Here is a 13,680-nt window from a genome sequence, read left to right as displayed (position 1 = left end):
GCGGCCACAGCCAATACCCGCACCAGCATCAGCCAGCACGTTTTCCGGTATTGAGTCCATTGATATTCCACCCATGAGCAACCCACCCGGACAACACTCGTGTCCAGCATGGGCAACCAATAATGGTTAGCTCCTTAGAAAGGAGGTGATCCAGCCGCACCTTCCGGTACGGCTACCTTGTTACGACTTAGTCCCAATCGCCAGTCCCACCTTCGACGACTCCCCCACACAAGGTGGTTAGGCCATCGGCTTCGGGTGTTACCAACTTTCGTGACTTGACGGGCGGTGTGTACAAGGCCCGGGAACGTATTCACCGCAGCGTTGCTGATCTGCGATTACTAGCGACTCCGACTTCATGGGGTCGAGTTGCAGACCCCAATCCGAACTGAGACCGGCTTTTAGGGATTAGCTCCACCTCACAGTATCGCAACCCATTGTACCGGCCATTGTAGCATGCGTGAAGCCCAAGACATAAGGGGCATGATGATTTGACGTCATCCCCACCTTCCTCCGAGTTGACCCCGGCAGTCTCCCATGAGTCCCCACCACTACGTGCTGGCAACATGGAACGAGGGTTGCGCTCGTTGCGGGACTTAACCCAACATCTCACGACACGAGCTGACGACAACCATGCACCACCTGTGAACCAGCCCGAAGGGAAACCCCATCTCTGAGGCGGTCTGGCACATGTCAAGCCTTGGTAAGGTTCTTCGCGTTGCATCGAATTAATCCGCATGCTCCGCCGCTTGTGCGGGCCCCCGTCAATTCCTTTGAGTTTTAGCCTTGCGGCCGTACTCCCCAGGCGGGGCACTTAATGCGTTAGCTACGGCGCGGAAAACGTGGAATGTCCCCCACACCTAGTGCCCAACGTTTACGGCATGGACTACCAGGGTATCTAATCCTGTTCGCTCCCCATGCTTTCGCTCCTCAGCGTCAGTAAATGCCCAGAGACCTGCCTTCGCCATCGGTGTTCCTCCTGATATCTGCGCATTTCACCGCTACACCAGGAATTCCAGTCTCCCCTACATCACTCTAGTCTGCCCGTACCCACCGCAGATCCGAGGTTGAGCCTCGGACTTTCACGGCAGACGCGACAAACCGCCTACGAGCTCTTTACGCCCAATAAATCCGGATAACGCTTGCGCCCTACGTATTACCGCGGCTGCTGGCACGTAGTTAGCCGGCGCTTCTTCTGCAGGTACCGTCACTTTCGCTTCTTCCCTACTGAAAGAGGTTTACAACCCGAAGGCCGTCATCCCTCACGCGGCGTCGCTGCATCAGGCTTTCGCCCATTGTGCAATATTCCCCACTGCTGCCTCCCGTAGGAGTCTGGGCCGTGTCTCAGTCCCAGTGTGGCCGGTCACCCTCTCAGGCCGGCTACCCGTCGTCGCCTTGGTGAGCCATTACCTCACCAACAAGCTGATAGGCCGCGAGTCCATCCCCCACCGATAAATCTTTCCACCAACAACCATGCGGTCAAAGGTCATATCCGGTATTAGACCCAGTTTCCCGGGCTTATCCAGAGTCGGGGCAGGTTACTCACGTGTTACTCACCCGTTCGCCACTAATCCACCCAGCAAGCTGGGCTTCATCGTTCGACTTGCATGTGTTAAGCACGCCGCCAGCGTTCATCCTGAGCCAGGATCAAACTCTCCATAAAAAAATAAAAAGCCACCAGCAACCCCTTGGAAAAGAAGGGCGAAGCCGATGAAGTCCTGGCGAATAATAAAACACTCAAGAACACTGCACGGGGGTGCAATGCCTCAAGCAAATGTTATGTATTCACCAAATAAAAATATTCGGTATCAACAAACTTGGCACACTATTGAGTTCTCAAACAACAAACACTCTCGACACCACAACCACCAATCCTTCGATGACTGCTTCGCTCCGGAGCAACTTTTCCAACTTACCAGAGTTCCTAATCCGATCAAAATCGGTGGAAAACCTTGAGTAGAAAGTGATTGGCTGCCGGGTAAACATTCGGTAGATTCCGTGGTGTTTCCGTTCCGGCAACAGATAAAAACTATACACAGGTTTTCAGGGCTCCGCAAATCGATAGGACGCTTTTTGCAGTGATCGTCGTTACACTATGAGGGCATGTTCCACGGCGGCATATTGGCACGCCCCAAGAGTCTTTCGCATTGGTTCGAGAATCTAAGGGCCCTCGCCTCGATGTCTGCTGGATCTCCATACGAATAGCGAACATTCCCAGGATGGCAGAATCGTCAATGCCCAGGATCCGAAGACCATGCTAAGCAAAGCATCGAAACGGATGTCAGCAATGCAGCCTGTGAACGCCTGGTCCATGCGGGATAAACGTAGGACCCCGTGATTCCAAGAACCTTGACCAGACACCCAAAGTGCCGCCACGGTAAATCCCCTAGCTGCAATCGCTATGCAGAAGAATTCGATGGGCTGTATTCGTTTGTAGCCAAAAGTAATGTCATCAAAAGTTAGGCGTCGAACGGCGCTTGGACGCCACGGTGGCCGTTGCCCTAGCCACAGGTGATCTGGAGTGGACTAGTCCCGCAGGCCGTAAAACGGGAGTTCATGATTCGCAACGAGGCAAGACGGATACCGTGTCGTTCTACACCCAAGAAGGCGCCGGCCTACCTTCGATGCCGTTTCAGTGTTGCGCGCAATCTGAGTCAGTCCGTATTTCACTGGTACATCCATTGAGCCAACGACTCAGGCGATCACGACAGGTTTCAGTAGGACCTATGAAGAGATCGTTGAAACGCAGTGGTGGCTCTACGGCTCTACGGCTCTACGGCTCTACGGCTCTACGGCTCTACGGCTCTACGGCTCTACGGCTCTACGGCTCTACGGCTCTACGGCTCTACGGCTCTACGGCTCTACGGCTCTACGGCTCTACGGCCAGTGTCCCGTCATCCACATTAGAACTGCAAACCAGGCCGGCCTTGTCGAAGGGATGCCTAGTTTGGGGAAGCTCCAGTTAAAGCCGAATTCGAAACCGTCCATAGTTTCCGTGCATAAAAAAATCGCGGAACATAAGTTCCGCGATTTTTTTGCTTTGGTGACCCCAACGGGATTCGAACCCGTGTTGCTGCCGTGAGAGGGCAGAGTACTAGGCCGCTATACGATGGGGCCGTATGCTGAAGAAAATCTTCAGCTCACCAAATTTCTTTGGTGAAGCGCTGGGATACCAGGACTCGAACCTAGAATGACGGAACCAGAAACCGTTGTGTTGCCAATTACACCATATCCCAATGTGACTTGGTATTCGTTTGCTTCAGCAGCCGAAGCTGATCCGCATTGAATGCCTTAGCACGAGATATAACTATACCTAAAAAAATCTCAGATCGCACATCCTGAGGCGATATCCTCGAGTGATCTGCAGCTCGTTTGCTGGAACGCTTGTTATGGAACTGCCATTCGCTACAGGACAGCCTTCAAATTGCCCCCTAAAACCCAGAAGGCTATTTAGGTTTTACCGGGTGTTGCTGGGGCGGCTTAACGCAAAAAAAGGGGGAACCGTAGTTCCCCCTTTTGCTGCAAGTCGGGATAACAGGATTTGAACCTGCGACCTCGTCGTCCCGAACGACGCGCGCTACCAAGCTGCGCCATATCCCGTGGTTACAACCCTTTCACTATACACCCGTGCAGGACTATTTTCAGAGTCCGCCATGCCTGCGCGTTTCGCATCGCCAGTTCATTGGCTGCCCCTCGTAGGTTCTTACTTTAAATGGCTTTCCCGGGATTCAAGATATTCAACGGATCCAGAAGACGTTTGATCTGCTGTTGGAGTTCGACCACTTCACTTGATTGCTCCCATTGCAACCAATCCTTTTTAATCAATCCGACACCGTGTTCACCGGTAATCGTGCCGCCTAGTTCCAAAGCAATGCGCACTGAGGCTTCAACCGCACGGTCTAGCCTGGCTAAGGGGTCCACACCGTCTTCTGGTTCTACAGAGAATGTCGGGTGCAGATTGCCATCGCCCACATGCGAAATCATCCGCATGTCGACGTTCTCTTCGCGTGCCACTTGTTGAACGTGGTGCACGTATTCAACCATTCTGCTTTTCGGAATGGCGACATCTTCGCCAGTCCGGTAAGCATCATCTTTGGTATCACCGCGGCTGGTTCGGCGCATTTCGATCAGCTTCATAGCTCTGGGATCCGCTGAATTGCTTAGCTGTGCATTGCGTTCTTCGAAAACTTCACGGAGAGCAGATTCTTCACGCTCGGCGCCATAGCCATCTAGTCGAGCCAGCAACATGGCACCGCCGAGGCCTGCGTAATTCGTTGAGTACTGTTCATCGAGAATGAGCAACGTCGAGTGATCGATCAGTTCCAGAATGGCAGGTTGGATTCTAGCTTTGGCAATCAATTGAACGCCTTCGACCGCCGCCTCCAAGCTGGGGAACAATAGCGTTATGTCCCTTTCATCCACTGGAAGATAGCGCAATCGAACAACTGCGCGAACGACGACGCCCAATGTGCCCTCGGACCCTGTGAATAGGGCAGCGAGATCATAGCCAGCGACGCCCTTGAACGTATTCTTGCCAACTCGGATTAGCCGGCCGTCAGCCAATACGACGTCTAGTGAGAGGACAGATTCACGAGTGACGCCATATTTCGCGCAACGCAAACCACCAGCATAGGTAGCGATATTGCCGCCGATCGTCGACATCTTGTAGCTCGCAGTATCCGGGGCATACATGAGACCAAATTCTGCAACGGCTTCGTTCAGCTGATGATTGATGACGCCAGGTTCAACAACAGCAACTTCATCTTCCGGGCGGATTTCTAGAATTCTATTCATTCTGCTCAGGTTCAACACGATGGCATCGCCTAGCACGTGAACGCCCCCGGAAACACCAGTGCCGGCACCGCGGCTAATCACCGGCACCTTGTATTCAGTGGCCAAGCGTAGAACATGTTGGACATCCGCTACGGAACTGGCGAAAACCACGGCTAGCGATTCAACGGGATTCCCCGACAATTGCCCGAAGTCCCTGGAGTTTTCTCGAAGCACCACACGCGATGTTTCGAGGGCTCCGTCCGGTAACGCTGCGCTTAAGGCATCTAGGAATTCAGCGTGGGTAGTTGCCATCGTCATCTCCACGAGTCGGTGTCTGCAGGTATTTACCTGAGACTAAGGCTTACGGCAGGCAAAGGTGAACTAGATGACTTGCCTATGCAATAGCTGTCCGGTGCACGGCGCTGTTTGTGCCCTCATTACGGGTCACCTTGCAGCAGGCCTAGGTCACGGCCCCAGCATTCTTTGAGGCTATCGCCGTTCAGCTGCTGAAGTCTCTTCCATCTTCGTTGCTTGGGTTTCAGCTGGACTAGCCTTTACTCTTACGAACAGCCGATAGCAGATGCCCAGGATTGCAACCCAAATTAGACCAGTAATGAGCGCACTGCGCGTTTCCGGAATAATGCCAATAAGGACGATCACAAAGATCATGAAGGCCAACGCCAAGTAGCTGCCCACGGGCCACAACGGAACTGGGAATGCTGATGGTTCAAGAGCATCTCTGTCTATCCGATGCTTCATCCGGATATGCGAGATCAAGATCATCGACCAAACGACAACGGTCGCGAACGTAGCCAATGCAGCGATCAGGAAGAAGATCTGGTCTTCGAACCATATGTTCAGCACGACACCGATAAGCAGCGCACCGATCATCGATAAAGATGTCACCCATGGGACACCGTTAGCCGTGGTCTTCGTGAACACCTGGGGTGCCTGGCCTTGCTTGGCCATGCCGTGAATCATGCGTCCTGCGCCGAAGATGTCCGCGTTGATTGCTGAAAGTGCCGCTGTGATGACGATGAAATTCAGAACGTTCGCTGCAGACGAGAAACCGATGCTGGAGAAGATCGAGACGAATGGACTCTCATTGCCATCGATCGTGTTCCACGGCTGAATGCACATGATGACACCGAGCGTCAGTACGTAGAACAATAGGATGCGCACTGGGACAGAGTTGATCGCCTGCGGTATGACCTTTCGGGGGTTTTGTGCTTCGCCGGCAGTAATGCCGATTACCTCGGTGCCACCGAAGGCAAACATGACGATCGTCAGCGAGGCGAGAACTCCCCAAATGCCGTGCGGCATGAAACCCTCGTTAGCGAAGAGATTGGAAAGACCAGCAGCGCCTTCGCTTTGATTTCCCAGACCGAAGACGATTACGAGAACTCCACCGGCGATCATTGCAACGATGGCGACGACCTTGACCAGCGAGAACCAGAACTCCAGTTCCCCGAAGACTTTGACCGAAAGCAGGTTCACGGCAGCGATGAAGAAAACAACCGCCAGGATCCAGATCCATCGTTCAACGTTAGGGAACCAGAAGCCCATATACACGCCAAAAGCTGTCACATCTGCCAGAGCCACCACAAACATTTCAAAGGTGTAAGTCCACCCTGTGGCGAAGCCAGCGAAACGGCCAACAAATTCAGTGGCATAGTTGCCGAATGAGCCGGAGGTCGGATTGCGGACGGCCATTTCTCCCAACGCACGCATCACCATGAACACCACTGCGCCACCGAGTATGTAGGCCAGCAGCACGGCTGGACCAGCCATTTGAATGGCGCTTGCAGAACCGTAGAATAAGCCAGTGCCGATGGCAGACCCTAGGGCGATAAATCTGATATGCCGTGTACTCAAGCCGCGTTTCAAGTTTTGGCTTGTCTGGCTAGTTCGCATATTGCTCCTCCGTGATTCCTAGATGCTCAGTGGGCTCCTACTCACCTTTGCTGGTGCGCTTCAACCCCCGCCACCTATGTAATCGCAGTCACAAGCATGTCGGATCGGCGAAATGGTCAAGAGAGTCCGGTACCTCAGACTAGTGATAATTTGAAGCTGAGATACCGGACTGCAGTTCTTTCAAGGGCTTTATTGAATCGTCATGATAAGCCTCTTGGAGCTTCGCCCACTAGAGCTGGCATGGAAATGTTTATCTGGTCTGGCTCCGTGCGCATTGCCGCCACAGCCTCCTGAACTAGCCAACCGACAAAGTGGTGCGCTCCGGAAAACTGACAGCAGGAACACGCATCTGTGGACCACAGGCGATCTATTGGAGGCCGAGGCTTCTGCTGTGCGCCTATGTCAGTGCTTTCGTAAAAAGAGGTGCGAGGCCTCGCAATTGCGGATTCGGTGCCCAGTCGTCGGAAAAGCCGAACTAAGTGATTGCTCGTGGACTTGAGAACAGGTCAAAACAGCCAATGACGCTGGCGCTCAGTCGAGAATCACGCGACGAAACGTGGCTGCCACTTTTGCTTGGAAGTCACGTCCTGCACCGCTCGACTTGCCTCGATCTAGCAGTATTATTTCGCCGGGCGATCGAACCCGGCGAAGAACTGGACGGAGCTAATCGATAGCGTCAAGCAGGATAACGAAGTTGAGAGTAGGGGAGCATTTTAGCTTGGCGCAGGCAGTTTTCAATTGGCTATGACACCATCTGGCATGCCTGGCAACCACCCGTCAGTGGAAACAATTGAAACTAGAAAACAATCCTCTGCCCCCTACCCGGTTGCACTCGAACATCGGCTATCGGACTAAGTTGAAGTTCAATCCTTTAAGGTTGCTAGTCATCACAGCTGGCACCGCAACCCAATGCCGGCCTGATCCGTTGCGGGCGGGCCGCGGCAGCGGCCAGCGGCCAAACCCCCTTAAACACGAACAGGCCAGGCAATAGCACCTGGCCGCACTCCTGCGGGTTAAACAGGTGAGGCTCCAACCATCACTGGCTAGAGCCTCAAACCCACTTAGGTTAAGTCCGGCGGTGACCTACTCTCCCACACCCTCACGAGTGCAGTACCATCGGCGCAATGGGCCTTAGCTTCCGGGTTCGGTATGGGACCGGGCGTTTCCCCCACGCTATGACCGCCGTAACAATCACGAAGCACACAAACCAAATATTTCCTGGTCAGTGTTTTCCGGTGCTACAAAGTCTTGTAACTCATCTTGCATTTATTGGTTAGAGGTTGTTGTCTCGTAACCGCATAGTGAACGCGAACAGCATTGAAAAATATCAGTTCAAATTATTGTTTTATTGTGTGTTGTAAGCCATCGGCCTATTAGTACAGGTCAGCTGCACAAGTCTTCAGTCCTTGCTTCCACATCCTGCCTATCAACCCAGTGGTCTAGCTGGGGGCCTCTCACACACAAAGGTGCATGGAAATCTCATCTCGAAGCAGGCTTCCCGCTTAGATGCTTTCAGCGGTTATCCCTTCCAAACGTAGCTAATCAGCGATGCACTTGGCAGTACAACTGACACACCAGAGGTTCGTCCGTCCCGGTCCTCTCGTACTAAGGACAGCCCTTCTCAAATTTCCAACGCGCGCAGCGGATAGGGACCGAACTGTCTCACGACGTTCTAAACCCAGCTCGCGTACCGCTTTAATGGGCGAACAGCCCAACCCTTGGGACCTACTCCAGCCCCAGGATGCGACGAGCCGACATCGAGGTGCCAAACCATGCCGTCGATATGGACTCTTGGGCAAGATCAGCCTGTTATCCCCGAGGTACCTTTTATCCGTTGAGCGACGGCCCTTCCACGAGGTGCCGCCGGATCACTAGTCCCGACTTTCGTCCCTGCTCGAGCTGTCACTCTCACAGTCAAGCTCCCTTGTGCACTTACACTCGACACCTGATTGCCAACCAGGCTGAGGGAACCTTTGGGCGCCTCCGTTACATTTTAGGAGGCAACCGCCCCAGTTAAACTACCCATCAGGCACTGTCCCTGAACCAGATCATGGTCCGAAGTTAGGTGACCGGTACAGCCAGAGTGGTATTTCAACGATGACTCCACCTGGACTAGCGTCCAAGCTTCACAGTCTCCCACCTATCCTACACAAGCTGCACCGAACACCAATACCAAACTATAGTAAAGGTCTCGGGTCTTTCCGTCCTGCTGCGCGTAACGAGCATCTTTACTCGTACTGCAATTTCGCCGAGTTCATGGTTGAGACAGCGGGGAAGTCGTTACTCCATTCGTGCAGGTCGGAACTTACCCGACAAGGAATTTCGCTACCTTAGGATGGTTATAGTTACCACCGCCGTTTACTGGGGCTTAAATTCTCAGCTTCGCCACAAAAGTGACTAACCAGTCCTCTTAACCTTCCAGCACCGGGCAGGAGTCAGTCCGTATACATCGTCTTGCGACTTCGCACGGACCTGTGTTTTTAGTAAACAGTCGCTTCCCCCTGGTCTCTGCGGCCCACACCCGCATCAGAGAAGCAAGTTCTCATCACGGGGCAGGCCCCCCTTCTTCCGAAGTTACGGGGGCATTTTGCCGAGTTCCTTAACCATGATTCTCTCGATCGCCTTAGTATTCTCTACCTGATCACCTGTGTCGGTTTGGGGTACGGGCGGACTGGGACCTCGCGCCGATGCTTTTCTAGGCAGCATAGGATCACCGAATCACCCCATAAACGGGGCGCCTATCAGGTCTCAGAATACATGAGCGGCGGATTTGCCAACCGCTCTTCCTACACCCTTGGACCAGGTCAATTCCATTGCCTGGCTCGGCTACCTTCCTGCGTCACACCTGTTAATACGCTGACCTCACTGCATCGGTTCCCACCACACCACCAGCAACCATTCCCGAAGGAACAAATCACCGGATCCGTCATGGTTAGCATCCACAGCTCAGTATGGGCGGTCCTTCGCCGGTACGGGAATATCAACCCGTTGTCCATCGACTACGCCTGTCGGCCTCGCCTTAGGTCCCGACTAACCCAGGGCAGATTAGCTTAACCCTGGAACCCTTGATCATTCGGCGGACGGGTTTCTCACCCGTCATTCGCTACTCATGCCTGCATTCTCACTCGTGTGGCCTCCACCGCTGGTTTACACCGCGACTTCACCGTCCACACGACGCTCCCCTACCCATCCAAACACCCAATCGAAACCAGGTTAATATTTGAATGACGCAACTTCGGCGGTGTGCTTGAGCCCCGCTACATTATCGGCGCGGAATCACTTGACCAGTGAGCTATTACGCACTCTTTCAAGGGTGGCTGCTTCTAAGCCAACCTCCTGGTTGTCACAGCAACTCCACATCCTTTTCCACTTAGCACACGCTTAGGGGCCTTAGTTGGCGTTCTGGGCTGTTTCCCTCTCGACTATGAAGCTTATCCCCCACAGTCTCACTGCTGCGCTCTCACTTGCCGGCATTCGGAGTTTGGCTAAGGTCAGTAACCTTGTAGGGCCCATCGCCTATCCAGTAGCTCTACCTCCAGCAAGAAACACGCAACGCTGCACCTAAATGCATTTCGGGGAGAACCAGCTATCACGAAGTTTGATTGGCCTTTCACCCCTACCCACAGCTCATCCCCTCCATTTTCAACTGAAGTGGGTTCGGTCCTCCACACGCTCTTACACGCGCTTCAACCTGGCCATGGGTAGATCACTTCGCTTCGGGTCTAGATCACGCCACTCAAACGCCCTATTCAGACTCGCTTTCGCTACGGCTTCCCCACACGGGTTAACCTCGCGACGTAACACTAACTCGCAGGCTCATTCTTCAAAAGGCACGCCATCACCAGGGAACAAGTCCCCAGCTCTAACGGATTGTAAGCGCACGGTTTCAGGTACTATTTCACTCCCCTCCCGGGGTACTTTTCACCATTCCCTCACGGTACTGATTCACTATCGGTCATCAAGTAGTATTCAGGCTTACCAGGTGGTCCTGGCAGATTCACACAAGGTTTCACGGGCCCCGTGCTACTCGGGTATCAACACTAGAACGGCAGACACGCATTACACCTACGGGACTATCACCCTCTCTGGTCCGGCATTCCAACCGATTCACCTATACGCCTGCACCTCATCCCACCAGCAAGATAGCGCTGGTACATGCTGACCCCACAACCCCGATGATGCAACGCCTATCCGCTATCACACACCAACCGGTTTAGCCCCATCCGCGTTCGCTCGCCACTACTAACGGAATCACTGTTGTTTTCTCTTCCTGCGGGTACTGAGATGTTTCACTTCCCGCGTTCCCTCCACACAGCCTATACATTCAGCTGCAGGTCACACCACATAACATGGTGCGGGGTTCCCCCATTCGGAAATCCTGGCCTCAACGTCCGGTTATCGACTCCACCAGGCTTATCGCAGATTCCCACGTCCTTCATCGGCTCTTGATGCCAAGGCATCCACCGTGCGCCCTTAAAAACTTCAACACAAATCAAAGTCTCAGAATTGAGCAATAAAACAATCTAACAAAATCACGCAGACAAGACTCCAACACCAGGCAATCCAAGGAAAAGGACCACCCAGCTCATCTCATCTGCAAGATGCTCGCGTTCACTATACAGTTCCCAAACAACAACCCCGCACCCCCGCAACAACACCCCAAAACCAACACCAACCAAAGGCCAGCATCAATCCAACAGGACATCCTTGCAGCAAACACAGGACAAACACCGAAACACCAAGAACCCCTCACCCAAGCGAACACCACCAGGACCCTCCCCACAGGAAGAACCCCGGCAACCATTCACCAGGAAAGGAGGCTTGTTGCCTCAAAACCCAACAGCATGCCAAACCATACAAACCACACAACACCCACACACCGCATTCCAGCACCGCAAGAAGAAAACCCCTGCAATGCGTACTAGCAGATGCCCAAGCACCACGCGGCCACAGCCAATACCCCGCACCAGCATCAGCCAGCACGTTTTCCGGTATTGAGTCCATTGATATTCCACCCATGAGCAACCCACCCGGACAACACTCGTGTCCAGCATGGGCAACCAATAATGGTTAGCTCCTTAGAAAGGAGGTGATCCAGCCGCACCTTCCGGTACGGCTACCTTGTTACGACTTAGTCCCAATCGCCAGTCCCACCTTCGACGACTCCCCCCACACAAGGTGGTTAGGCCATCGGCTTCGGGTGTTACCAACTTTCGTGACTTGACGGGCGGTGTGTACAAGGCCCGGGAACGTATTCACCGCAGCGTTGCTGATCTGCGATTACTAGCGACTCCGACTTCATGGGGTCGAGTTGCAGACCCCAATCCGAACTGAGACCGGCTTTTAGGGATTAGCTCCACCTCACAGTATCGCAACCCATTGTACCGGCCATTGTAGCATGCGTGAAGCCCAAGACATAAGGGGCATGATGATTTGACGTCATCCCCACCTTCCTCCGAGTTGACCCCGGCAGTCTCCCATGAGTCCCCACCACTACGTGCTGGCAACATGGAACGAGGGTTGCGCTCGTTGCGGGACTTAACCCAACATCTCACGACACGAGCTGACGACAACCATGCACCACCTGTGAACCAGCCCCGAAGGGAAACCCCATCTCTGAGGCGGTCTGGCACATGTCAAGCCTTGGTAAGGTTCTTCGCGTTGCATCGAATTAATCCGCATGCTCCGCCGCTTGTGCGGGCCCCCGTCAATTCCTTTGAGTTTTAGCCTTGCGGCCGTACTCCCCAGGCGGGGCACTTAATGCGTTAGCTACGGCGCGGAAAACGTGGAATGTCCCCCACACCTAGTGCCCAACGTTTACGGCATGGACTACCAGGGTATCTAATCCTGTTCGCTCCCCATGCTTTCGCTCCTCAGCGTCAGTAAATGCCCAGAGACCTGCCTTCGCCATCGGTGTTCCTCCTGATATCTGCGCATTTCACCGCTACACCAGGAATTCCAGTCTCCCCTACATCACTCTAGTCTGCCCGTACCCACCGCAGATCCGAGGTTGAGCCTCGGACTTTCACGGCAGACGCGACAAACCGCCTACGAGCTCTTTACGCCCAATAAATCCGGATAACGCTTGCGCCCTACGTATTACCGCGGCTGCTGGCACGTAGTTAGCCGGCGCTTCTTCTGCAGGTACCGTCACTTTCGCTTCTTCCCTACTGAAAGAGGTTTACAACCCGAAGGCCGTCATCCCTCACGCGGCGTCGCTGCATCAGGCTTTCGCCCATTGTGCAATATTCCCCACTGCTGCCTCCCGTAGGAGTCTGGGCCGTGTCTCAGTCCCAGTGTGGCCGGTCACCCTCTCAGGCCGGCTACCCGTCGTCGCCTTGGTGAGCCATTACCTCACCAACAAGCTGATAGGCCGCGAGTCCATCCCCCACCGATAAATCTTTCCACCAACAACCATGCGGTCAAAGGTCATATCCGGTATTAGACCCAGTTTCCCGGGCTTATCCCAGAGTCGGGGGCAGGTTACTCACGTGTTACTCACCCGTTCGCCACTAATCCACCCAGCAAGCTGGGCTTCATCGTTCGACTTGCATGTGTTAAGCACGCCGCCAGCGTTCATCCTGAGCCAGGATCAAACTCTCCATAAAAAAATAAAAAGCCACCAGCAACCCCTTGGAAAAGAAGGGCGAAGCCGATGAAGTCCTGGCGAATAATAAAACACTCGAGAACACTGCACGGGGGTGCAATGCCTCAAGCAAATGTTATGTATTCACCAAATAAAAATATTCGGTATCAACAAACTTGGCACACTATTGAGTTCTCAAACAACAAACACTCTCGACACCACACCAGCCATCCTGTGATGGCCACTGCTTCGCTCGGGAGCAACTTTTCCAGCTTACCACCGCGTTGACCATTGTCAATTCGGTATTTCAGACTGGTTCACCCCGCTGTTTCCGATTCGCCTTTTCAGGCCGTCCGGATCAGCGGCGCGAGATAAAACTTTACACGCATCCCGCCACGACGCAAAATCGG

Annotated in this window: 2 protein-coding genes, 3 tRNA genes and 4 rRNA genes; all 9 read right to left on the bottom strand. The window is 53.7% G+C overall.

Annotated features, from left to right (window positions below; all coding sequences use genetic code 11):
- Window positions 1–138: 138 nt before the first annotated feature.
- Window positions 139–1,660: ribosomal RNA gene (locus tag F0M17_RS02795) — 16S ribosomal RNA — on the bottom strand.
- A 1,378-nt stretch (window positions 1,661–3,038) separates the two neighbouring features.
- Window positions 3,039–3,114, bottom strand: a tRNA-Glu gene (locus F0M17_RS02790).
- Between the two features lie 47 nt (window positions 3,115–3,161).
- Window positions 3,162–3,233: transfer RNA gene (locus F0M17_RS02785), tRNA-Gln, on the bottom strand.
- A gap of 290 nt (window positions 3,234–3,523) precedes the next feature.
- A tRNA-Pro gene (locus F0M17_RS02780) sits at window positions 3,524–3,597 on the bottom strand.
- 108 nt (window positions 3,598–3,705) lie between these two features.
- A complete protein-coding gene (locus F0M17_RS02775) occupies window positions 3,706–5,082 on the bottom strand; it encodes an FAD-binding oxidoreductase (protein WP_149596344.1) in 1,377 nt (458 codons plus the stop codon).
- Window positions 5,083–5,259: 177 nt separating this feature from the next.
- Complete coding sequence (locus tag F0M17_RS02770; RefSeq protein ID WP_149596343.1) at window positions 5,260–6,684, bottom strand: amino acid permease; 1,425 nt, start codon at window positions 6,682–6,684, stop codon at window positions 5,260–5,262.
- Window positions 6,685–7,754: 1,070 nt separating this feature from the next.
- Window positions 7,755–7,871 (bottom strand): 5S ribosomal RNA (rrf, locus tag F0M17_RS02765).
- Window positions 7,872–8,036: 165 nt separating this feature from the next.
- Window positions 8,037–11,171: ribosomal RNA gene (locus tag F0M17_RS02760) — 23S ribosomal RNA — on the bottom strand.
- A gap of 595 nt (window positions 11,172–11,766) precedes the next feature.
- A 16S ribosomal RNA gene (locus F0M17_RS02755) occupies window positions 11,767–13,292 on the bottom strand.
- Together the 16S, 23S and 5S rRNA genes form the textbook arrangement of a ribosomal RNA operon.
- Between the last annotated feature and the right edge of the window lie 388 nt (window positions 13,293–13,680).

The sequence above is a fragment of the Glutamicibacter sp. ZJUTW genome, from assembly GCF_008370855.1.
Taxonomy (GTDB): Bacteria; Actinomycetota; Actinomycetes; order Actinomycetales; family Micrococcaceae; genus Glutamicibacter; species Glutamicibacter nicotianae.
Note: the sequence above shows the minus strand (reverse complement) of the source record. Positions and strands in the feature narration are given on the sequence as shown.

Coding starts and splice junctions, on each gene's coding strand:
- F0M17_RS02770 (WP_149596343.1), bottom strand. CDS start 6,684: ATGCGAACTAGCCAGACAAGCCAAAACTTGAAACGCGGCTTGAGTACA.
- F0M17_RS02775 (WP_149596344.1), bottom strand. CDS start 5,082: ATGGCAACTACCCACGCTGAATTCCTAGATGCCTTAAGCGCAGCGTTA.